This window comes from Zarconia sp. (assembly GCF_057467645.1).
Map to the genome: position 1 here is coordinate 1 of NZ_JBRJXU010000152.1, position 24,135 is coordinate 24,135.

Genomic DNA, 24,135 nt, shown 5'->3' on the forward strand with positions numbered 1-24,135 from the left:
GATGCTCCCATTTCTCCCGATGCTCCCATTTCTCCCGATGCTCCCATTTCTCCCGATGCTCCCATTTCTCCCGATGCTCCCATTTCTCCCGATGCTCCCGTTTCTCCCCTCTCCGCGTCCCCGCCTCCCCTCAACACCCCTCAACACCCATCAATCGAGAACTAACACCGGGGCTAGAGGCAAAATCCCCTCATCGTTGCCCCCTACTTGGTTGCTGCGGAGTACCCACAGGTTTGCCCCATGTTCCAAAAACAGTTTGCCCAGTTCGTCGTGGGCCCGTCGCGGGAGAACGCTGCGCCAGCTTAAAATGGTGTTCGATAAGCTCGATGGCTCCCGTACCAAGCGCTCTCGACTCGACGCAATCCCCGTGAGAACCCGTGCATTCTGTTTCCAGTCCGGACGCACCATCCCCGAGGGGGCGAGTTGTTTTTCCAGGGCAGAACCCAACGCCACCAATCGCTGGAAGCGGAGGGTTTGGGGGTCGTCGGGATTGGCTTGCAGCCATGCTTGAATTTGAGGGGAGGTTCTCACCTGCTGTTTGATGCGTTCGATGGTGATGTAGAGGGCTTGGCTGGAGTCCTGAACGCAAGAGGTGGAGGGGGTCACCGAGGAGTTGCCCGTGCCGTCTCCAGTGCGGTAGCGCGAGGTAATCACCGTGAGTTGATTCATCAATTCCGTCAGGGGAGAGATGGTGATGCCGTCAAAATTATAGTCTTCGGTAATGGTATCGAGCTTGACGATCGCATCGGAAAACGGCCGACTCCCCAACCATCCCCGGTGCAGGTTGCCGGCAAAAGCCGCTCGAGATAGGGCCCCGGCAACGATTCCTTCTTTATTGTGGGTGTAGACTTGGCGGTATTCGATCGCAAATTGCAATTCATCGGTGATGGGTTCGCGCACCACCTGCGCTAAGCCGAAGGAAAAGTGACCGTTCACCAAGCCAAACAGCGCCCCCAAACCCCGATCGCCGCCAATGCCGCCAAACAGGTGCAACACCAAACCCCGATCGCCCTCTTTCCAATGAGATGCAGCCGGTTCCGTGGCATCCTGGGAAATCGCCACGGTTTCGATGGTTCCTTTGCGCGCCTCCGTGTCTTCCCAATTTTCCTCGTCAATATAGATTGCCCCCGCCTCGACACCAGTCACTTCTCGATCGGCTTCCACTCGCAGGAGTCCGCGCGGTTCGATAGATTGAATGGTGAAGGTTCCCTCGGCATCGGTGTCGCCGTAGATATACCAGCCTTCTTCTCCAGCCGGCGAGAGATGCCATTCATTGGGGGTGGAGTGAAAAATGCCGTGGTCTTCCGATGCCGGTTCCACTTGGGGAAAGCGCACCACTTCTTCGGGCCCGTCAAATTTTCCGGTGGCGCGGTTGTAGTGGCGCACGCGGTAATATTCGATCGGGCATTCTCCCGGACAAGGGCGATCGACTTTCTCTTCCTCGGGGGATTCGCTGGGTTCCGGGGCGAGTACCTGCACCAATCCGTACATCCGACCTTTCACCTGCACCGGATCGGCAGCAATTTGCAACGTCGGTTCGGCACTCTCGCCATTCACCACCGTCACTTTATCCAAACTCACCACCAAATCGTCTTCAGATCTCACCCCTGCCAGGGATTGCAGCGGTCCTACCCGAGGACGATCGTTGAGGCGCACGGGATGGACGTTTCCCCGGTTGACGCTGGCACGGGTGTCCGGGTTGAGATACACTCCCGTCGTCACCAGTTTGACGTAAGCTTGCACCAACGCCTCATCACTCCATTCCAAACGCACGGTTTCCCCGATTAGGTGTTGGGCTTCGAGGGGTGCGTTGTACACTTCCAGCCACACCCAATCAACCCCGGTATCGTCCTCTGGAGGCAGGATGAGTCGTCCACCCCACTCGCTGACGGGATAATAGGGTGAAGTTGCCGTCAGGTTAGGGGCGGGGGTGTCTGGGGTTCCCGAATCGAGCGGTTCTTCGATCGCCGTTTCGGCTGGGGTTTGGGTCGGGGTTTGTTTCAAAGTTTCCCGATCGAAAGCGATTGCAGTCGCCGTTTTGGCTGGGGTTTGGGTCGGGATTTGTTTCAAGGTTCCCCGATCGAAGGCGATGGCAGTGGCGTTGGGGAAAAGGGCGATTGCAGCAGTGGCGATCGCCATCCAATGTTTGGGAGTTGCTAGCATCATTCGTTGAGAATCAATTAAGAATCAATGTATTTGGAAACAGAGACTGGAAATGTCCTCGGTCGGATAAAACATCGGATTCCATCGAGGCGATCGTGCTTGAGTGATTCTTTACGTCCATCTTAAACGCATTTTGCTCTAGTCCTAGTGCTGCTACGCAGAATGAAAAATGCGTCTTGAAAAGTTGAATGGGACGGAAACCGACACCGCTCGCGATGCACGCAAAATTCAAAATTAAAAATGCTGACTGTAGATAGCTTTCAGCGGTTAAGACCTGGGTAGTTATTTCTGCCGCGCTGCACTAGTTTGCGGCGTTGGGAGTGTTTCGAGACGAAGAGAAAAGACTCAAACTCAATTCAGATCGGAATTTCGGGGAATTTTTAATAGGTCAGCGCGCGTCAAGATTCAGAGCTCGGGGTTTCGGGAAACCTTAAATAAGATCGCACTTCAGCGCTCAGTGTTCAGTCTTCAGCTCAAAGCTTGCTATTTCTTGTTTGTCGCGTTGCAAAATGTCGGCGTTTTCTCTGCATTGTGCTCTACCTCTCCTTAGAAATTACAGGTTGTTTTTTTGTTAACATAAAAATTGAATTTATACGAAAAAACTGAATTAAAAATAAAAAAATAGCTCGAAAAATCACGAACATAAGCTCTAAAACTAATGAAAATAAACGATCGAACCTTGGAAGGAAAAGCACTCATCAAAGAAGTGTGTCGCCGCATCCGAGTTGCCCGAAAGTATTGGGATGCCCATAATAATGCCGCTTGCCGCCGGGAACGGGAACGAGCCCTCGAACTCTACAATACTCTCACCAAATCCGAAAAAGACGAGATTCCCCAAGTCTTGCGAGTGTGGTTGCGCTATCGCAGCGAGAAATATTTTGGTTCCCATCGCACCCCGCCCGGAAAAAAGCCGAAAGTCAAAAAAAATAGCCAAACGCGATCGAAGTCGAAAAAAAATAATTGATTTTAAACTGATTTGGAATCCATAACCTTTGACTTTCCTCAAATCATAACCCAATTATGACATAATTTTTACCAATATTCATGTTTTTAGGATGCGTTAGATAGAGCAAAATTTATTGCAAATTATGAATTATTTCCATCTAACACATCAGTAAAATTGACAAATAAACGAGACTCGATCGCGCTTTTTAATTACACCGGTCAATGGCACTTAAAAAGTACCCAGATTCGGTTCGACAATTAGGGTAATGCCATGGCGACCGATCACAAAGCAAATTTGACCGGGGGCGAGTGTCGCACCACTTGCACAACGAGCGGGCCAATAGCTACCCTTAAAGCGGATGCGACCTTTTTCATCGGGTAAGATGACTTCATCGACGGTCGCTTTTCCAGTGAGATTGAAAGAACGAGCTTGAGTCATGGTAGAAGAGTTCCTAAAGGGTAAAAATGGAAAGAGGTGGAGTTTATTTTGCATGGCTGAAGTTCAACTCCTTCTGTCTTATACAACTCATCGCCCTATCGATATTCCGGAGAAAAATGATTTCAAACGAGCGACCTTGTGACAGAGTTTGAATTGGTTTTTTAGATCGCATTTTTTCGAAGTTTTTAGAAGCTTATAGTGCACAAAACTGACAAGAAAAATCTTGAATGAGACGCCGTAATAATTGAAATTTCATTGGCAACGATCGAGACTCGTCGATTTTTAAATAAAATCGAGACCGAAGCATACACTCAAACACACATTCAGATGCCACAAACATCAATCTCGGTAACGATTTGAGAAGACCGCGATCGCCGCAAATTATTTGAGAATACATGACAATATTGGCAATCGAATTTTTCCTTCATCTCTCCTAGCAGATACTTCATTTATAGGAACAAGAGTTGGAAAATATACATGTTTTTAATGCACTCCCGACCTTCTTAAGTCCTCGAAAATGGAATCGATCTCCAAAAAAACGAGTTACGATGAGAGAAATCCTCTAGCCGTTCGAGAATGTCGTCGAGATCGAGTCGCGTTGCACCGGATAAAATTCAAAAGGTGAAAGCTGCCGTCGAACGCAATGGCTTCCCCAGTCAAAAAGCACTGGCTGTGGAAACCGGACTCTCCCGCGCCACCGTGCACAATTTCCTCAACGGCAAACCGGTCGATCGTCTCAATTTCGTCGAACTTTCCGAGAAACTACAATTAGACTGGCAAGATATTGTCTATATTGAGGGAGAAAATGGGGTTCGAGAACGATCGACAGACAGTTTCTCTGTCGTCCATCCCACCCATCGCGATTGGGGAGAAGCCATCGATGTGGGGGTCTTCTACGGACGCGAAGCGGAACTGGCAATCCTGAAGCAATGGTTGCTGGGGGATAAATGCCGATTGGTAGCACTATTGGGGATGGGAGGCATTGGAAAAACGGCCCTCTCGATTAAATTTGCCCAGCAGTTCGGGGATGAATTTGACTATATTATTTGGCGCAGTCTGCGAGAAGCCCCGCCCATCGAAAAAGTCTTAGATGATTTTATTCAAATTCTCGGCGATCGACAAGTAAAAAATATCCCGGAATCCGTGGGGGATAAAATTACCTTACTCGTTGAGTTCTTGCGACAGTTTCGCTGTTTGCTCGTTCTCGATAATGTCGAGTCGATTTTAGCTGAAAAAATCCAAGCCGGTCAATATCAACGGGGCTACGAAGACTACGGCAATTTATTTCGTCGAATTGGCGGTTCGTTCCATCAAAGTTGCTTGCTATTTACCAGTCGGGAAAAGCCTCAAGAAATTGCAATTTCTGAAGGCGGAAGTTTGCCGGTGCGCAGTTTGCAACTCACGGGCTTGCAATCGGCGGCGTTGAAAATTTTGCAGGATAAAGGCGTTACGGGAACCCCCGATCGACTCTTGGAGTTAGTCCAATTGTATGGGGGCAGTCCTTTAGCCCTAAAAATCATTGCCACCTCGATCGTTCAACTGTTTGCTGGCAACGTTTCCGAGTTTTTAGCCCAGGGAACGACGATTTTTAATGGCATTGGCAAACTCCTGGAAACCCAAATCGATCGCCTCTCGGAATTCGATCGCACCATTGTCTTTTGGTTGGCCATCGAACGGGAACCGATGACGATCGCCCAGTTACGAGAAGATATCCTCCCCGAACCTTCCCTGTCTCGATTGCTCGAAAGTTTGGAAAACCTGAAACATCGATCGCTCGTCGAAACCGTGGACGGTGGATTTACCCTGCAAAACGTGGTGATGGAATACATTCTCGATCGCCTTGTCGAAGACGCGATTGCCGAAATTCACACCCATCAATTCGACGTTTTAGATCGATATACGTTTATCAAAGCCACTGCGAAAGATTACATTCGCGAAACTCAAACCCGGTTAATTCTCAAGCCGATCGCCGATCGATTTTCTGGAGATATCGAGTCAATTCGATCGAGTCTCGCCGCCCTGAAAGCAACCTCCCCTCGCGCAAATTCCTACGCCGCCGCCAATCTGTTAGATCTACTCCTCTACCCCAACAAAACCCTCCATGGCGCGGATTTTTCCGGCTTAACCATCCGCCAAGCCTACCTCCAAGGCATGACCCTGCACGAGGTCAATTTTCAGGGTTCCCACTTCCAAGATTGCGTCTTTTCCAACTTCCTCAGCAGCGTGTTTACCGTCGCCTTCAGCCCCGACGGCACTTTACTCGCCACCGGAGAGGCCCGGGGGGAAGTGCGAGTGTGGGATGTGGCGACGGGCAAACCCTTACTGGTGTTACCCGGACATACCGCTTGGGTGCGATCGGTTGCCTTCAGCCCCGATGGTACTTTACTCGCCAGTGCCAGTGAAGATCGCACCATCCGGTTCTGGGACACCCCCAGCGGTCATTGTGTCAACCTGTTGCGCGGACACGACGATCGGGTTCGGGCGATTTCCTGGAGTCCCGATGGCGCAACCCTTGCCAGTAGCAGCGACGATCGCACCATTCGCCTCTGGGATACCCAAACTGGAGAATGCCGCCATACGCTGACGGGACATCGCCATCGCATTTATACCATTGCTTTCAGTCCCGACGGTGCAACTCTCGCTAGCGGCAGTCGGGATTGCGCCATTAAATTGTGGGATGTGGCAACGGGCTTGTGTTCGGCAACCTTAAAAGGTCATTGCCAAGGGGTGAGTTCGGTGGAATTTAGCCCGGATGGCACCTTAATCGCCAGCGGCAGCCGGGATAAAACCCTGAAACTGTGGCACTTGGAAACGGGGGAAATGCTGCGCACTCTCACCGGACATAGTAACGGTGTTGCCCTGATTCGGTTTCATCCCAACGGCAGCATCCTCGCCAGCGGCGGCATCGACAATACCACTCGCCTTTGGAATCCCCAGACGGGAGAATGCCGACAAATCCTGCGCGGACATGAGGCATGGGTGCATTCCCTCGACTTCAGCCCTGAGGGTGACATTCTCGCTAGCGGCAGCGTCGATGGGGCGGTGAAGCTGTGGAATAGCAATACTGGGGAATGTCTGACCACTTGGCAGGGGTACGATAGCAGCATTAAATGCGTTGCCTTCAGCCCCGACGGAAACCTCATTGCTAGTGGCAGCGACGACAAAATTCTTCGAGTTTGGGATGCGACGACTGGGAAATGCCTCCACCCTTGGCCCGACCACGTGGGGGTGATTTTATCGGTGGCGTTCAGTCGAGACGGTCGATTTCTCGCGAGTGCCAGTAGTGGGATCGATCGCACCATCCGCCTCTGGGACCTAACCGAAGGTCGCTGCTGGAAAACTCTGACCGGTCATGACGGCGCAGTTTGGCGGGTGGCATGGAGTCCCGACGGACGCACGCTGGTCAGTTGCAGCAGCGATCGCACCCTCAAAATCTGGGATGTGTTCGGATCGACTCCCCCCAAAACCCTCACCGGACATACCGAAGGTCTCAACTCCGTCACATTTAGTCCCGATGGGATGCGAATCGCTAGTGGCAGCGACGATCGCACTATCCGCCTCTGGAATACCCAAACCGGGGAAGTCGCGAAAATTTTGACCGGACATGGAGATTTTGTCCGCACTGCCATTTTCAGCCCCGATGGTACGCAACTCATCAGCGGCAGCGACGATCGCACCATTCGCCTCTGGGATACTCAAACCGGGGACTGTTTGCAGGTGTTATCGGATTTGGGCAGCGGCATTCATCAAGTGACCCTCAGCCCCGACGGCAGCATCCTCGCCAGTACCAATGCCGATCGTACCGTTCAACTTTGGAATTGGCCCGCCGGAACCCCCCTAGGAACCCTCGAAGGACATACCCACATTGTTTGGTGGAGTGCGTTTCGTCCCGATGGAAAGGCGATCGTCACCGGATCGGAAGATGAAACGATGAAGGTATGGGATGTAGAAACGGGAGAATGCCTGCAAACCCTCAAACTCCCCGGCCCGTACGAAGGCTTGAATCTCACCAATGCCACGGGACTCACCGAACCCCAAAAATCTGCCCTGCAAGCGTTGGGGGCAGTTGTTTGGTAATTTGCAATCGGTCGTGATTTATGTTAGGAAATTGACCCACTCTCCGCAGCTTCTGACGGAAACAGCGGATCTGAAAAACGAGAGTTTAGCCTGCATTATTCACCAAACGCTCAACTCCCGATATCGAGCGAACCTCGCGCAAACAGACTGTTTTTCGGGTAAATTGCCAGTTCCCTTATTGGGCAAGGCTTTGAGGGATTTTCGTCGAACCTCATTATTCATGAGGTTTGACCCAACTTCGATCGAATTGGCGACAACCCAGATGGAGTCTGGATTTTGGCTCTTCTCTCCTCCCGATCGCCTGCCAACTCCCGAATCCGATCGGAATAAGCATTTTGAGCTTCGAGCGGTTAAATTTATCTAAACTCCATCAACAATTCTTCCCAGTAAAGCATGGAAAAAATACTCATCGAATTCATCGACACTCTAGACGCTTTATTTAAAAAAGTACAAGAAGAGGTGGGGAGCAATTCTGAAATTTCTAAGCTCACCATTAGTCAGCTTCAATATATTGAAGCCATTCACGAACTCGGAAAAACTACGGTCACAGATATTGCTCAAAAGCTCGATTTAACAAAAGCTTCCGTTACTGCTGGAATCAACAAGCTCACTCAAAAAGGATACGTCAAAAAAGTGCAATCTCATGAAGATAAACGATTTTTTTATATTAGTTTAACAGAAGCCGGTCAAACATTCGTCGATGCTAAATATCGAGCACTTCGAGAGTATGGAGATTTTATCCGCACGGCTTTGAGTGAAGATGAAGCCAAACAATTTGAAGCGATCGTGATGAAACTGGTTAAGCGTTTTCAGGACGTGAAGTAGGGATTGCGACCTTGTGCCTGTTGTCGCTTCCTAAATTACCGCGATATAATTAGTTAGTCTAACTAACTAATTATTAACCATGTTAATTACAATGCTCGCCACAGGTAGCAGAGGCGATATACAACCCTATCTCGCGCTGGGTTTAGCGATCGAAGCACTCGGAGACTACACCGTCCGCATTGCGGCCCCTGAGAATTATGAGAGCTGGGTGAAGGGATTCGGATTGGAGTTTTATCCCCTTTCGGGTGACGTATCCAAGCTTGCCAAGGACCCGAGAGTGCAAAAAATGAAAGCCGACAACCCACTCAAGATAATTTTGAGTTTTGTGATGATGGATCGGTCTTTCAAATCCCTTGCCTTGAAGATGCAGCAAGATTGCTATCATGCTTGTCAGGGTTCCGATGCGATCGTCTATCATCCCGGTGCGGCGATCGGGTATTTTGTCGCTCGAGCCTTAGACATTCCCAGTATTCTGGCGACGCCATTTCCCATGACACCGACTCGGGACTACCCGTCACTGATTTTCTACGATTCCCTCCGACTCGGCCAAACATTCAACCTCCTGACGCATCTGCTCTTCGAACAAGTCATGTGGCGGATGTCGAGTTCTGCGGTCAAGCAATTCTGGCAACAAGAATTTAGCAGCGTTCCCCCAAATTTTTCCAACCCGTTTAAACAGCAGCAGACTCAAAACGCTCCAACCATCGTGTCTGGCAGTAACCATGTTTTTCCCCAGCCACTGGATTGGCCCGCACAGGTGTTTAATACCGGCTACTGGTTCCTCGACGCAGGGGATAATTGGCATCCACCCTCAGATCTAGAGGACTTTTTAAAAGCGGGGAGTCCTCCAGTCTACGTGGGCTTCGGCAGCCTCGGAGACCCCACCCAAGCCGAACAAACCACCGAATTAGTCATCGATGCTCTCCAGCGTTCCGGACAACGTGGCGTTTTAGCGACGGGATGGAGTGGTATGGTCAAGCTCGACACCGTTCCTGACAATATATTTATCTTGGAAAGCACCCCTCATGCTTGGTTATTTCCTAGAATGTCCGCTGTGGTTCATCATGGCGGTGCGGGAACCACCGCAGCGGGTTTAAGAGCGGGCGTTCCCAGCATCCTCATCCCCCATGCCAACGACCAATTTGCCTGGGGTCGCCGCGTTTGGGAACTCGGCGTCGGACCCAAACCGATTCCCAGAACCCAACTGAGTGCCGAAAACCTATCTGCGGCGATTACCGATGCGCTGACAGAAGACGTTAAGCAAGCTGCCAAATTGCTCGGAGAAAAAATTCAAAGGGAAAAGGGAGCGCAGACCGCTGCCAAAGTCATTGTTCGGTGTCTCACTCAATGCTCATAGACATCTGCATCGAAAAGAAGGGATGGGGTGAGGATGGTTTCAAGATACAGCCACCGCCACGTTAGGTGCGGACACTGGTGTTGCGAGCGGTCTTGAGCAAGGTACTGGTGTGGAGACCCTACAGATCTCGGTTTTTGACAATCGGGCAACTTTTGGTGGTTACGGCAACGAAAATTCAAGGGTTTTGCTCCCTTCGCTTCCACCGCGATTGCCAGCCTCCCCTGCTCAAGACGGTCTCCTGATCTCAATTCGGGGTATCCCTACATCGCCCGATCGCCCCATCCTCAGTGGCAGTGGTAAGATGTAATGAAAATATAAAGTGACATAGATAGCATTGAAAGCATCACTTTCGCTATCTCTCGCAAAGACAATTTACATTAGTCCGGCCTACACCTTTCCCCCACCATGCTGAAAAATCTGTTCGGCGATCCCAACACCCGCAAGCTGAAAAAATACCAACCCCTCGTCGTCGAAGTCAATCTACTCGAAGAAGACATTCAACCCCTTTCCGACGACCAGCTGAAGGGGAAAACCGCCGAATTCAGACAAAAGCTCGCCAAAGCCAACTCCGACGAGGAAACCAACGAAATTCTCGCAGACCTTCTCCCAGAAGCGTTTGCCGTCGTCCGGGAAGCCTCTCGGCGAGTCCTGGGAATGCGTCACTTTGACGTGCAAGTTTTGGGGGGGACGATCCTGCACGAAGGGCAAATCGCCGAGATGAAAACCGGGGAAGGGAAAACCCTGGTTTCCACCTTGCCAGCCTATCTCAACGGATTGACGGGCAAAGGGGTTCATCTGGTCACTGTTAACGATTATCTTGCTCGTCGGGACGCGGAATGGATGGGGCAGGTGCACCGATTTTTGGGATTGTCCGTGGGGTTAATCCAGCAGGGGATGAGTCCGGAAGAACGGCGTAAAAACTACAATTGCGACATTACCTATTGCACCAACTCCGAACTGGGTTTCGACTACCTGCGCGACAATATGGCCACATCTATGGATGATGTGGTGCAGCGGCCCTTCAACTACTGCGCGATCGACGAAGTGGACTCGGTTCTGGTGGATGAAGCCCGCACGCCGCTGATTATTTCCGGTCAGGTGGAACGCCCCAGCGAAAAGTACATTCGCGCCGCTCAAGTCGCCCAAGCCCTGGAAATGGGGACGGAAGAGGAACCGAAAGATTACGAAGTGGACGAAAAAGCGCGTAACGTCCTGCTCACCGATGAAGGCTTCGCGCGGGCGGAGGAGTTGCTCGGGGTTACCGACCTTTACGATCCCAACGACCCCTGGGCTCACTATATTTTTAACGCCATTAAAGCCAAACAGCTTTTTGTTAAAAACGTCAATTACATCGTCCGTAACGAGGAAGTGGTGATCGTGGACGAGTTTACCGGGCGGGTGATGCCCGGTCGTCGCTGGAGTGACGGTTTGCACCAGGCGATCGAAGCCAAAGAAGGGGTAGACACTCAACCGGAAACCCAAACCCTGGCCACCATTACCTATCAGAACTTTTTCCTCCTATACCCGAAACTAGCGGGGATGACGGGAACGGCGAAAACGGAAGAGGCGGAATTCGAGAAAATCTACAATCTCGAAGTCACCATCGTCCCCACCAACCGGTCTCCGCAACGACAAGACCTCTCCGACGTGGTCTACAAAACCGAACCGGCGAAGTGGAAAGCCGTCGCCGAGGAATGCGCCGAGATGCACGAAACCGGTCGTCCGGTATTGGTGGGAACCACCAGCGTGGAAAAATCGGAAGTCCTCTCTCGCCTCCTCAGCGAACTGGAAGTGCCCCACAACCTGCTCAACGCGAAGCCGGAAAACGTGGAACGGGAATCGGAAATTGTCGCCCAAGCCGGTCGGCGAGGAACGGTGACCATTGCCACGAACATGGCCGGTCGGGGAACGGATATCATCCTCGGGGGAAATGCCGAGTTTATGGCCCGCTTGAAGGTGCGGGAGTACTTGATGCCCCGCATCGTCAAACCCGAGGATGAAGGGGATTTCGGTGCGGGTATGGCCGGGATGAAGAAGCGATCGAAAGCGACAGGTTTCGATTCGGTGAAGAAGCCCAAGACCTGGAAAGTCTCGCCCCAGATTTTCCCCACCATCCTTTCCCCGGAAACAGAAGCCCAGCTCAAAGAAGCGGTAGAGTTTGCGGTAGCAGAGTACGGCGAACGCAGCCTGCCGGAATTGGAAGCAGAAGATAAGCTGGCGGTGGCTTCGGAAAAAGCCCCCACGGAAGATCCGGTGATTCAGAAAATCCGGGACGTATACAATGCCATTCGCCAGGAGTACGAAGCTTTAACCGATCGCGAACACGATGAAACCATCGAACTCGGCGGCTTGCACGTCATCGGTACGGAACGCCACGAATCCCGCCGGGTGGACAACCAGTTGCGCGGTCGCGCCGGTCGTCAGGGAGACCCCGGTTCCACGCGCTTCTTCCTCAGTTTGGAAGATAATCTACTGCGGATTTTCGGCGGCGATCGCGTTGCCGGATTGATGAATGCCTTCCGGGTGGAAGAGGATATGCCCATCGAATCGGGAATGCTCACCCGGTCTCTCGAAGGCGCTCAGAAAAAGGTGGAAACCTACTACTACGACATCCGCAAACAGGTGTTCGAGTACGACGAGGTGATGAACAACCAGCGGCGCGCCATCTACGCCGAACGCCGTCGGGTGCTCGAAGGGCAAGACCTCAAAGAACAGGTAATTCTCTACGGGGAGAAGACGATGGACGATATCGTCGATGCCTACATCAATCCCGAGTTGCCCTCGGAAGAGTGGAACCTGGATAAACTCGTGAGTAAGGTGAAGGAATTCGTCTACTTGCTTGCCGACCTCGAACCGAGTCAAATTGAAGATTTATCGGTGGATGAAATTAAGACCTTCCTCCACGAACAAGCGCGAATTGCCTACGATATTAAAGAAAATCAGGTCGATCGCCTCCAGCCCGGTTTGATGCGCCAAGCGGAACGCTTCTTCATCTTGCAGCAAATCGATACCCTGTGGCGGGAACACTTGCAGCAAATGGATGCCCTGCGCGAATCGGTCGGATTGCGCGGTTACGGTCAGAAAGACCCGCTGATCGAATACAAGAGCGAGGGATACGAACTGTTCTTGGATATGATGACGGATATTCGTCGGAACGTGGTGTACTCGATGTTCCAGTTCCAGCCGCAGGTTCAGCCCCAAGCCCAAGCTCCGTCGGAGATGGTTTAGAATTAGCCGCTCGGGGACTTTGGTAGAAGTCCCTGAGTCATTTACCTTCTGGCTTATTGACACTCCCCCACTTAAAAGATGGGGGATTCTTGGTTCTATGACCCGGACTTACTCAGTACCATTTCTGACACCGAACAGAGGTCGCGCGTCTCCCCAAGCGTTAGTTCCCGTATGCCCTACGGTAACGTCAGTTTTGGTTAAGTCGATCGCCGGGATGCCCACGATCGCAAAAATTTCGGCTGGCTGGACATCCTAGAACCCAACCCATCGGAGTGAATCTCTTTACTAGCGAATCGAAGTACTCCATTCCCCATTCCCCACCCTCACCGGATATAACAATCCAAAACTGACGTTTGTTAGAGTTTTACCGTAAGGCAGATATAAAGAATTATCTAAAAAAGCGCGATCGCCCTAGTATTGGTGAATGGGAATGGCGATCGTGAAAGTCGTCCTTTGTGCTGGTACGGACTCGCATTCGAGTTTGCCACCATGGCGATCGACAACGATCTGATAGCTAATCGATAAGCCCAATCCCGTCCCCTTACCGATGGGTTTGGTGGTGAAAAAGGGATCGAATAACTTGGCACGAATGCTTTCCGAAATTCCATGTCCGTTATCGGCAATGGAAATTTGCACCCAGTTTTCGTTTGTCACTCCGGTGCGAATCCAAATTTTGGGTTCGAGATCGTTCTTTTTCTCCATCGTCTCTTCTAAGGCATCGATCGCATTGGCGAGCAGATTCATAAACACCTGATTGAGAGGACCGGGATAACAATCAACTCGGGGTAGGGAACCGTATTCTCGTACCACCTCAATTTGGGGACGATGGGGTGAGGCTTTGAGGCGATGTTGCAGCAGCGTCAGGGTGCTGTTAAGACTTTCATGGAGATCGATTTCTTTCATTTGGGCTTCATCTAAGCGAGAGAACGTGCGCAGAGAGCGAACGATTTCGCAAATGCGATCGGTTCCCACTTTCATCGATTTGAGCAATTGTTCTAAATCTTGTCTCAAAAAATCGATATCGATCTCCTCCCGTTGGGCTTGAATCTTGTCCGTCGGATGGGGATATTCTTGTTGGTAGACTTGCAGCAATCTCAATAGATCGTCGGTATACTCGGTCGCATAGGTCAGGTTGCCATGGATGAAGCTGACCGGATTGTTAATTTCGTGGGCAATTCCGGCGACCATTTGCCCCAAACTCGACATTTTTTCCGTTTGTACCAACTGGAGTTGGGCTTGTTGCAGTTCCCGCAACGCTTGCTGCAATTCCTGATTTTTGGCTTTCAAAGCCCGTGCGGATTTCTGCCGTGCCGTTTCGGCGTACTTGCGTTGGCTGATATCCTCGAAGGTCCCGGTATAAAAGGATTTCCGACCGACCTGCACTTCTACAACCGTTGCTCTGAGATACAACTGAGAGCCATCCCCTCGCAAGCCAATCAGTTCTCGACATCTTTCTTTCAACCACCCATCGAGATCGATCGCCCCGGCTTCCCCCTCTTCTCGCAAAAGCTGGTAAATCGATCGACCCACCAAGACTTCTTGGGAGTAACCAAACATGGCTTCGGCACTGGGGTTAACGGTGAGGATTTCTAAATTGGGTTTGGCAAAGGTAATAATGCCATTAATGGCGGTACTTACGATCGCACCGGTGCGCGTGACTGCTTCTTCCAAGGCTGCGATCGCTTGGTTGTAGCCATTGGCAATCACCCCCACCTGAGTAAAGGGTTCGACGGGGACTCGCAAACTCAAATCGTGAGTTTTGCGTTGAATTTCCATCGCGGCCAACAAATCGTAAAGATCGGTTCTCGCGGCGTGTTCGGAAATATTTAAGCCGATCCGTTCTTGCTGGGGAGAAACGCGCAAGGGTACAAAGCGAGCGATCGCCCGCAGCACCAAGTAAGCGATCCCAAACGCCCAGACAAACGCCACTGCAACCCCGAGTAACTGCACCCCCAGTTGAGCGTAACGACTCAATTCGGTACTCGGCAAAGGGGAAGACCCGAACAAGGCAACCGCTAAGGTTCCCCAAATGCCCGCACCGCCATGAACGGCGATCGCCCCTACCGCATCATCGATTTGCCAGCGTTCGAGCCAATAGGAAACCAGTAGCATTGCCCCACCGCCCCCCACACCGACGATCGCTGCCATGGGCGTACTGACAACGTCGCAGCAGGCGGTAATTGCAACTAACCCGGCTAGAGAACCATTAATGAGAAGTTCGACTTCTAAAATTCGGTGCTGCAACCAACCGATGACCCCAGCAATCGCCATCCCAGTTGCCCCGGCAAGAATCGTATGCACCAGAATCGCCGGAACGCGATCGTCGAAGGCTAAGGTACTACCGCCATTGAAGCCCAGCCACCCCACCCACAACAGCAGGGTTCCCAATACTGAAAGCTGGATGTTCGAGCCGTGAATGGTATGGGAACCGGAGGGGGAAAAGCGACCCGTTCGAGGACCGATAACCAGAAGCACCGCCAGAGCCACCCACGCACCGATACCATGAACGACAGTAGACCCGGCAAAATCAACGAAACCCAATCTCCCCAGCCAGCCCGAGGATGTGCTGACATCGATCCCGTTCCAAACCCAATGGCCGAACACTGGATAAATCAGACCCGACGTTAAAATCGTCACGATCGCATAGGCTTCAAATTTCATCCGCTCGGCAACCGCACCGGAGACAATCGTGGTTGCCGTCGAGCAAAACATGGCTTGAAACAAAAAGAAAGCGGTTGGAGTCGGCTCCTCAAAATTAAAGGAGAAACCCGTCATTCCGAGCCATCCTGCCTGAGAAACCCCAAACATCAGGGCATATCCAAAAGTCCAGAAGCAGATAACTGAGATACCAAAGTCTGCTAAGTTTTTGATGGCGACGTTGATGCTATTTTTAGAGCGTGTCAAGCCAGATTCCAGGCACATAAATCCGGGCTGCATCAGGAAAACCAAAACAGAACAGACTAAAATCCAAAGCATGGGTTGTTGAAATTTATAAATCCGAAAAAAAGTCTTATTTTGGAGGAACGATCGAGGTCAAAAATCGAGCGATAGCGGTTCTCAAACTCATGAGGTACAGTACTAATTTCTTGAAATCTTAAAGTAAAAGATTTGAAATTAAAGGTGTACCTCACAAGTATTAGAAATGCTATATGTTCACTGTTGTAATTAAATTTTCATGAGTCAGCCGAGTATAAAAAACACTTTTATGTGCTCAGAATGTATTCATATGTAGAAATACATCTATCAAAATTTAATCTTAAAAATGAGTTAAAAAAATATTTTCGAAAAAAAATTATCCCTCATCGTTCTTTGATACCGGCTGGCGAAACAGTCCTCACGATTTTGAAGATAGAGCTATATTGCAACCATAACCGATCGTACTGGTGGACTGAAGATAGCGATCGAATCCATTCGATCGCTATCTTCAGTGATATGAGAACAGTATTTTAACGTCAGTTTTACGACCGCGACCTCACCGGGATGCAGGCTCTGGGTGATGTTCGGGTAATCGGCAAGTCTCTCGAAAATGAGATGACTGGGTATCGCACTACGCTGGGGAGAAAAATCCTCCATTCCCCATTCCCCATTCCCCATTCCCCATTCCCCGCCCTCACCTGAAACAGTCCGATCCAAAACTGACGTTATTTTGGATGAGAAACGGGGGTACTAATCGAACCAGCGCCAAATTTTGATAGTCTTATCGCTACTCGTACTGACAATGGTTTGACCGTCCGGGGCGATCGCGACTCCCGTCACCGCACCGAGATGGCTCGATAGCGTCCGATAGGATTCGCTATTTTTAATCTGCCAAAATTTAATCCGTTTATCGCTACTGCCAGTCACCAGAGATTGACCGTCGGGATGAAACGCAACGGTATTCACATTCGCCAGGTGACCCGATAGCGTCCGAATCAATTCGCCGTGGGGCAGTTTCCACAACCTTAGAGTTCGATCTTTACCGCCACTGGCCAGTAGCGTCCCATCGGGAGAAATTGCCAGGGAGAGAACGGAATTAAAGTGTCCTAAAAGGGTGGCGAGAATTTTTTGGGTAGAGAGATTCCACAGATAAATATTGTTATCCAATCCTCCGCTGGCGAGGATTTGTCCGCTGCTACCGATCGCGATCGCCTTCACCATCCCCGATCCCCCCATCAGCGAAGTCACCAGTTCCCCACTCGCGACATTCCAAATCTTCACCGTTCGATCTTCAGAACCGCTCACTAAAGTTTTACCATCGGCAGAAAATGCCACGGAAGTCACATCGCGCAAATGTTCGTTGAGGGTTTTGACGAGCTGTCCCGTCTTAAGATTCCAGATCTTGACCGTATCGTCGTCGCTGGCACTGGCAATCAGACTGGCATCGCGGCTGATGGAAAGGGCGTTAATCGTACTGCGGTGTCCCTCCATTCTCCGGATTTCTTTTCCATCGGGCAAACTCCAGACGCGGATGGTCTTATCCAGGCTGCCGGTGGCGAACAGGGTGCCCGTCGGACAAATTGCCGTACAGGTCACCCAAGAGGAATGACCCCGTAGGGTCTCGACAGGATTCCAACCCGGTCTTTGGATTTCGATTTTGGACTGGGGTACAGAGTCGAGGACTGAGGGGGGCAGGGGAGAGGTCGGTTGAGGAGGCGTGGTTGTCCTCGGTGGCGGTGTGGCGGGTTTGCGAGCGGGGGCCGTACGAGTCCCAGACCGGCTGGGGTGGGTGCGCGGTGGCGGTGGAGGGGGTGGTGCGATCGCAGTCCCCGACGAGGTGCGAGAGGAGGATGCAGAGGAGGCGCGCATCACTGCTTTAAAATCGCGGATTACTTCATCGGCAGATTGGTAGCGATTGCCCACCATCTCTTCAATGGTTTTATCGATAATCCGGGCGAAGGGATCGCTGATACTCATTTGCAGCTTGGCTAATTGCTCTCGCCACAGCCAGCCTCTAACGGGATCGAAAAGCAGATCCGGTCGGGTTTGAGTCAGCAGGTGGATGCAGGTGACCCCGAGGCTGTAGATATCGCTTGCAGGGTAGGCTTTACCGCTGCGAAGCTGTTCGAGGGGGGCGTATCCCGCCGTGCCGACTTTGGTTCCCGGTCGGGCGAGGGAGGTGCGAGTGAGCTGCTTGGCGACGCCAAAATCAATTAAAATCAGCTTCCCATCTCGCTTGCGACGCAGGATATTGACTGGGGTAATGTCGCGATGGATGACTCCACGCTTGTGGATGAAGCGCAAAACCGGCAGCAATTGCATCAGGACTTGGCGAATTTGTTGCTCGCTGAAGGCACCTTTGTCCCGCAGTTCGTGCCACAGGGTTTGTCCGTCTACATATTCTTGAACCAAATAGAGGAGGGAATCTTCCTCGAAAAAGGCAAAGAGGGTGGGAATTTGCGGGTGTTCTCCCAGTTTGGAAAGCTGCATGGCTTCGTGCCGGAACAGCTCCATCATCTTGTCAAGGGTGGCGCGATCGAGATTGCTACCGACCAATTGGTGGGGGAGCAACTGCTTAATGACGCAGCGAGTGTTGAGGCGATCGCGATCGAGTGCCAGATACGTCCGCCCGAAACCCCCCTGTCCGAGTGCCTGAAGGGGACGGTAGCGCCCCCGAAGCAATAACGTCGAGCCGCATCTCCTACAGGAGGTAGCATCATCGGGATTTTGAGGCTGCCGGCAATCCGGATTCAGGCAAAAAGTCATGGTGGTACGATCGCGCCGCGAATCTTTACTCTATTGTGATACATTCGCGAGATCCCGAGAGACTGGAGCTGGGGGAGAATTGGGAGCCGGGGGGGAAACGGGAGCTGGGGGGGAAACGGGAGAAAATTTAGCGCCTCAAGCCCCCGAAGCTCCCGAAGCCTCCGAAGCCTCCGAAGCCTCCGAAGCCCCCAAAGCCCCGATCTCCTTAAGAGCGCCGACGTCTGGGTTGGGGAAGGCGGCTGTATCGGCGGGGTTTGCTGTGTTTGCGTCGCTTGGACTGATGCATCATCCGCTGCACTTCTTGGGAACTGAACCCGATCCGACTCGGACCTCCCACCGATTGCTGGTCTAACATCATCGAAATGGCTTTACAAGCAATTTGGGAGATATCGAGATCTTCTTCCAAGCGCTGTAATAGCTCTACCGCTTCCTCACTGATATGTTGGTGTTCTAACTTATCAATGAGTTCTTTTTGGTATTGCTTTTTCGCTTCACTTATGGTAGGAATTTCCTCGTATACCAAAGGTGCGCCGGAAGTTCGGACGATTCGAGTCAGCTTTTTGAACTCTAATGGGGTGACGAGGGTAATTGCCGTTCCCTTTTTCCCAGCCCGTCCCGTCCGTCCGACCCGGTGAACGTAGCTATCGGAATCGAAGGGAATGTGGTAGTTGAAAACGTGGGTGACATCGTTGATATCCAAACCCCGCGCTGCGACATCCGTTGCAATGAGCAAATCGATTCGACCTTGCTTGAAGTTATCGATGGTTTCGTTGCGCTGGCGCTGCTGCATATCCCCGTGGAGAGACCCGGCGGCGTAGCCTCGGGAAATGAGGGTTGTCGAGAGGGTATCGGTTTCCTTTTTGGTGCGGCAAAAGACGAGGGACTTATTGGGTGACTCCGTATCGATTAGGCGTACTAGGGCTTCTTCTCGTTCCCGTTCTTCGAGAACGTAGTAGCGCTGGGTAATATCGGTGTTAGTGGTGGTTTCCTTGGGAGTAACATCGATCGCCTCGGGATTTTTCAGAATCTTCTGGGCCAGTCTTCGAATAGCGGGGGGAAGAGTGGCGGAGAAGAGGAGGGTTTGACGATCGTCAGGTAAATGGGTGAAAATCGCTTCGATATCGTCGAGGAAGCCCATATCGAGCATTTCGTCCGCTTCGTCTAAAATGACGATCGAGGGGGCGAAGTTTTTCAGACGATTGGATTTGAGGTGATCGAGCAGCCGTCCTGGGGTCGCCGTCACCACCTGCGCGCCGCGCCGAATCAGTTCCACCTGGCGACCGATCGACTGACCGCCATAGACCGCTACGGTGCGAATCCCTGCAAAACGTCCCAGACGATACAGTTCGTCACTCACTTGAGAGGCCAGTTCTCGGGTGGGGACGATCGCCAGAATCTCGACTTTCCCGGAAGTCCCCACGGCATTCATTGACGGTAAGCCGAACGCTGCCGTTTTCCCGGTTCCTGTTTGGGCTTGGGCGACCACATCTCGACCGGACATAATGGTGGGAATTGCCCGTTTCTGAATGGGACTGGGTTCTCGAAACCCCGCTTCGGTAATTCCTTTGAGAATTTCCGCTCTTAACCCGAACTGCTCGAACGACTCCTTCCTTTCTTGGGTATCGGGCGTTTCGGAGAGATTATTTTCTGTGACTTTTTCCATAATAATGCTAGCAATAAATATCTAGATTTCCAGTGCAAGGGCGTGGGAAGTCAACTTGACAAGAGTTGAGTAACATCAGCACGGACCGAACTTGCTGCGCGTTGCGTCAAGTCCCCGATGGCGAAATATTCCCCGGCTTAAGCGATCGTCCTTGATGGTGAATTTAGATATCAAAGCCGAGCATCCATGCTGTGCGCGTTGGTGAGACGGAGCGAAAGCGCTGGGGTGAAATCTTAAGTTCGCTCTAGTGGCACTTGAGATTAACATCGGCGATGTCGCGCGCGTCTCGATCGGATTCTATACTATGAACACTCCCGGCTCAATCATTCCCTGGAGGTTTCCCAATATCTGGTTGAGCGATCGGGGGAAATTTTGAGGTCGTACTAATGATATCGGTGATGTGCGATTGCCGACTTGAATCAGTTTTCGATCGATTTTTATCCCGTATTTTCACAACTCAAAATTCTGACCGTTACATCTTTTTCTAATAGGTTATATCCAGTTTGCTGGATGTGCAACGTCTTTCTAACTTGGGGTGAAAAGGGGAGAAGGAAGTCGTAATCAATTGCTTTCGTCTCACAATGAAGAGAAGTTTCGATTTTGGCTAGATATTTTGGCGATATTCTGTTGACCCGCGCTTTCCATGGGTTGGGGAGCAATCTTGAATCCGTTCCCTCGAGGAAGGAATGACTTCCCAAAAAGTTGCATGTCTCGAGATCGGTAACTTTGTGTGGGTGTTTTTCCTTCCCCTTGATTGAAAACATATATTTTCATCGTACTGATGCATCGATCGCATTTCACCCCAAAAACGCCGATTACCGAGCCAAAGATGATTCCACTTTGCGCGATTCCGTCACGTCGAAAACCACTTTAAACGGTTTTTTTAGCTCCGTTTCCAGCACTTGTTCCACCGTGGCAACCTCTTCGGGTTCGATCGGCCCCACTGCTCGTACCACCAGAACGACCGATGCCGCTCTGGGATCGATTTGGGTGTCGACGAGTTCGATATCCTCGCGATTGAGGAGGGGACGACTGGTGAGGATACTGCGAATCGAGTTATTGACTTTGGCTTGGTCGATCAGATCGACGAGGCTGAATCCCAAGGGAATTGCCAGCAACCCGATAAGGAACAAAGAAACCCCCCAAGAGAGCGATCGCCGCAAAGGACTGCCCTGGGTATATCCACCCAAAACATAGACGATCGTACAAGCGAGATTAATGCCGAGTAAATTGGTGATAAACAAGAGAAACGCACCGCCGCTAGACGACCACAAACCTTGGGATAGGGTCAATCCCACCACGCACAGCGGCGGCATCAAGGCCACGGCAATCGCCGTACCGGGAACGGCATCGCTCAGGGAGGAGCGAATTTTGGAGTAGCCGCTAATCCCGCCAGCCACCAACGCCACCATCAAGTCCACCAAATTGGGTTGGGTGCGCGCGAGGACTTCGCTGCCAAACTCGGGCAATCCGACGATCGAACCCACAAACCCCGAACACACGATCGCGATCGTCGTCCCGACGGCGATGGAGAAGACGCTATTGGTTAAAATCTCCCCATCCCCTTCCAGGAGACCGAAAGATAGCCCCCGAATCGGTAGCATCAGCGGCGCGATAATCATGGCGCCGATAATGACAGCAGCACTATTTACGAGCAACCCGAACGTCGCAATCAGACAAGAGCTGACGATTAAGACGATGAAGTTGAGATCGAGTTCGGATTCTTTGACGAGAGATTCCCGCATTTGCAGAACGGGAATGGCTTTAATACCGAAGTTTCTGAAGGTTTGCCAAATTCGTTGCATAGAATCAAAAGAGTAAATACACCCAGCGATCGCAAGCCAGCTCTCCTATCGAACCCAGCTCGCTCCACAGCATCCTATCATTGAGAGAATTCAATCGTCAGTCTGCACCCAAGAGCAATAGTAACGGCCACATCCGTCGTTATATTGATGGACGAGTATTGGGGAGTCAGGGACGCTCGAGACGCAAGATTCGATCGCCATCTGCCAATTCAAAACTCAAAGCGTTCAGATGCGATCGATTAATTTTGAACGCAGAATAAAAAACTTTTTTCTTTTCAACTTTCAACGGTTGTGATAAAAATCGAAGAGATATTAACGAATGTTTTCAGAAATGAAAAAAATATCCTTTTATCGAGCAAAAGATTTAATCGAGTTTCCGAAGTTAGATTTTTTGTCTGCTGAAACACGCTTAGAAATGCAGGCTGTTGCGAAAGTTTTACCATTTCGAGTGAATAACTATATCGTTGAAGAACTCATTGACTGGCAAAATATTCCAGAAGATCCAATTTTCCGTTTGACGTTTCCATGGCCGGAGATGCTATCTCCCCGGGACTTGAAGTGCATGGTTCAACTCCTAAAAGATAAGACTCCCGAAAAAGTCCTGCAAGAAACGGCCAATGAAATTCGCCTCAGACTCAATCCCCATCCAGGGGGACAAAAACAATATAACGTTCCGACCTTTCAGGGCGAAACAGTACGAGGTATACAGCACAAATATCAACAAACGGTTTTAATTTTTCCCACTGCCGGTCAACATTGCCATGCTTACTGTACATTTTGTTTCCGTTGGCCTCAATTTGTGGGATTAGAAGATCTCAAATTTGCCACTCGCGAATCCGGTCGTTTTCAAGATTACCTGCAAGCACACCAAGAAGTCACGGATGTACTACTAACGGGTGGAGATCCGATGACGATGAAAGCGCGACACCTCGCTTTATATATCGAGCCTTTACTACAGCCAGAGTTCGCGCATATTCAGACGATTCGCATTGGCACGAAATCACTCTCCTACTGGCCCTATCGATATGTAACCGATGATGATGCCGATGACTTGTTACGTTTATTTGAGAGCGTCGTGCAGCGGGGTAAGCATCTTGCTATCATGGCTCATTACGAACATTGGAGAGAATTAGAAACACCGATCGCTCAGCAAGCGATCGAACGGATTCGAGGGACGGGAGCGCAAATTCGCACCCAAGCTCCAGTCGTTCGTCATATTAACGATCGGGCTAGTATTTGGGCCAAAATGTGGCAAATGCAAGTCCGTTTGGGTTGTATTCCTTACTATATGTTTGTCGAACGACAAACTGGAGCAAAGGAGTATTTTGAACTGCCTTTAGTCAAGGTTTGGGAAATTTATCGTCAAGCCACTCAACAAGTATCGGGATTAGGACGAACAGCTCGCGGACCAGTGATGTCGGCGTTACCCGGGAAAGTGAAAATTGAAGGCGTGAGCGAAATTCAAGGAGAGAAAGTATTTATCTTATCCTTTTTACAAGCTCGTAACCCCGAGTGGTGCAATCGATCGTTTTTTGCGAAGTTCGATCCTCAAGCCTCCTGGCTGGGAGATTTGAAACCGGCTTTTGGGGAATCGAAGTTTTTCTATGAAAGTGAGTTAGAGGAAATTTTGACTCAAAAGATGTTGTGATGCAATGAAGATCGTATCGATGCCGCGATGCGTCACTGAATGTCTCAAACTCGTATTTTTCCGTTTCCACTAGCTCTAATCTACAAATTGAGAGTCGATCGAACCACCTAAATTCAACACCTGGGAAAACGTTACATCCTGTTTGAAACCGTACTGGAATCAATATAGAGTTGATGGATCGATATTAGGAACGCTGGACTCCCCACGAGAGCTAGATTCCTCTAGGCAACCCTTAATTATATATTGACAAATCTGGCAGTATCGCCTGAGTAAGGCTTTGATTTTCCCGACGCTTCAGCAGAA

12 protein-coding genes are annotated in these 24,135 nt (G+C 50.9%); 6 read left to right on the top strand and 6 right to left on the bottom strand.

The genetic code is table 11. From position 1 onward, the window contains the following. Window positions 1–150: 150 nt before the first annotated feature. Window positions 151–2,166, bottom strand: a complete 2,016-nt coding sequence (locus tag AC2215_RS23055; protein WP_486812365.1) for an abortive infection protein — start codon at window positions 2,164–2,166, stop codon at window positions 151–153. 655 nt (window positions 2,167–2,821) lie between these two features. Between AC2215_RS23055 and AC2215_RS23060 the strand changes: the two genes are divergently transcribed. After that, window positions 2,822–3,127 carry a Precorrin-3B methylase gene (locus AC2215_RS23060; RefSeq protein WP_486812366.1) on the top strand — a complete coding sequence of 102 codons (306 nt, stop codon included), beginning with the start codon at window positions 2,822–2,824 and terminating at the stop codon, window positions 3,125–3,127. 210 nt (window positions 3,128–3,337) lie between these two features. Here the strand turns inward: AC2215_RS23060 and AC2215_RS23065 are convergent, their stop codons facing one another. Continuing rightward, the gene (locus AC2215_RS23065; RefSeq protein WP_486812367.1) at window positions 3,338–3,547 is read right to left on the bottom strand and encodes an NfeD family protein; all 210 of its coding nucleotides are present in this window, start codon (window positions 3,545–3,547) and stop codon (window positions 3,338–3,340) included. A gap of 576 nt (window positions 3,548–4,123) precedes the next feature. On the opposite strand from AC2215_RS23065, the gene AC2215_RS23070 reads away from it, so the two are divergent. The 4 genes from AC2215_RS23070 to secA all read left to right on the top strand — a co-directional run bounded on the left by AC2215_RS23070 (window position 4,124) and on the right by secA (window position 13,034). Continuing rightward, window positions 4,124–7,624: a WD40 domain-containing protein gene (locus tag AC2215_RS23070; RefSeq protein WP_486812368.1), complete on the top strand. Its 3,501-nt coding sequence runs from the start codon at window positions 4,124–4,126 to the stop codon at window positions 7,622–7,624. 393 nt (window positions 7,625–8,017) lie between these two features. Then, window positions 8,018–8,449 (top strand): MarR family winged helix-turn-helix transcriptional regulator, encoded by a 432-nt coding sequence (locus AC2215_RS23075; protein WP_486812369.1) that lies wholly within the window; start codon window positions 8,018–8,020, stop codon window positions 8,447–8,449. A gap of 79 nt (window positions 8,450–8,528) precedes the next feature. After that, window positions 8,529–9,806, top strand: coding sequence for a glycosyltransferase (locus AC2215_RS23080; protein WP_486812370.1), 1,278 nt, complete (start codon window positions 8,529–8,531; stop codon window positions 9,804–9,806). A gap of 405 nt (window positions 9,807–10,211) precedes the next feature. After that, window positions 10,212–13,034, top strand: a complete 2,823-nt coding sequence (secA, locus tag AC2215_RS23085) for a preprotein translocase subunit SecA (RefSeq protein WP_486812371.1) — start codon at window positions 10,212–10,214, stop codon at window positions 13,032–13,034. Window positions 13,035–13,445: 411 nt separating this feature from the next. Here the strand turns inward: secA and amt are convergent, their stop codons facing one another. From amt to AC2215_RS23105, 4 genes are all read right to left on the bottom strand, one after another. After that, window positions 13,446–16,010 carry an ammonium transporter gene (gene amt / locus AC2215_RS23090; RefSeq protein WP_486812372.1) on the bottom strand — a complete coding sequence of 855 codons (2,565 nt, stop codon included), beginning with the start codon at window positions 16,008–16,010 and terminating at the stop codon, window positions 13,446–13,448. A 690-nt stretch (window positions 16,011–16,700) separates the two neighbouring features. Beyond that, entirely contained in the window at window positions 16,701–18,716 is a 2,016-nt protein-coding gene (locus AC2215_RS23095) for a protein kinase domain-containing protein (RefSeq protein WP_486812373.1), read from the bottom strand. A gap of 205 nt (window positions 18,717–18,921) precedes the next feature. Continuing rightward, entirely contained in the window at window positions 18,922–20,379 is a 1,458-nt protein-coding gene (locus AC2215_RS23100) for a DEAD/DEAH box helicase (RefSeq protein WP_486812374.1), read from the bottom strand. A gap of 815 nt (window positions 20,380–21,194) precedes the next feature. After that, complete coding sequence (locus AC2215_RS23105; protein WP_486812375.1) at window positions 21,195–22,184, bottom strand: DUF389 domain-containing protein; 990 nt, start codon at window positions 22,182–22,184, stop codon at window positions 21,195–21,197. A 391-nt stretch (window positions 22,185–22,575) separates the two neighbouring features. On the opposite strand from AC2215_RS23105, the gene AC2215_RS23110 reads away from it, so the two are divergent. Next, window positions 22,576–23,832, top strand: a complete 1,257-nt coding sequence (locus tag AC2215_RS23110) for a KamA family radical SAM protein (protein ID WP_486812376.1) — start codon at window positions 22,576–22,578, stop codon at window positions 23,830–23,832. The last annotated feature ends 303 nt before the right edge of the window (window positions 23,833–24,135 follow it).

Bases quoted from the DNA above. Each gene is read 5' to 3' on its own strand.
- AC2215_RS23055 (WP_486812365.1), bottom strand. From the start codon at position 2,166: ATGATGCTAGCAACTCCCAAACATTGGATGGCGATCGCCACTGCTGCA.
- AC2215_RS23060 (WP_486812366.1), top strand. From the start codon at position 2,822: ATGAAAATAAACGATCGAACCTTGGAAGGAAAAGCACTCATCAAAGAA.
- AC2215_RS23065 (WP_486812367.1), bottom strand. From the start codon at position 3,547: ATGACTCAAGCTCGTTCTTTCAATCTCACTGGAAAAGCGACCGTCGAT.
- AC2215_RS23070 (WP_486812368.1), top strand. From the start codon at position 4,124: ATGTCGTCGAGATCGAGTCGCGTTGCACCGGATAAAATTCAAAAGGTG.
- AC2215_RS23075 (WP_486812369.1), top strand. From the start codon at position 8,018: ATGGAAAAAATACTCATCGAATTCATCGACACTCTAGACGCTTTATTT.
- AC2215_RS23080 (WP_486812370.1), top strand. From the start codon at position 8,529: ATGTTAATTACAATGCTCGCCACAGGTAGCAGAGGCGATATACAACCC.
- secA (WP_486812371.1), top strand. From the start codon at position 10,212: ATGCTGAAAAATCTGTTCGGCGATCCCAACACCCGCAAGCTGAAAAAA.
- amt (WP_486812372.1), bottom strand. From the start codon at position 16,010: ATGCTTTGGATTTTAGTCTGTTCTGTTTTGGTTTTCCTGATGCAGCCC.
- AC2215_RS23095 (WP_486812373.1), bottom strand. From the start codon at position 18,716: ATGACTTTTTGCCTGAATCCGGATTGCCGGCAGCCTCAAAATCCCGAT.
- AC2215_RS23100 (WP_486812374.1), bottom strand. From the start codon at position 20,379: ATGGAAAAAGTCACAGAAAATAATCTCTCCGAAACGCCCGATACCCAA.
- AC2215_RS23105 (WP_486812375.1), bottom strand. From the start codon at position 22,184: ATGCAACGAATTTGGCAAACCTTCAGAAACTTCGGTATTAAAGCCATT.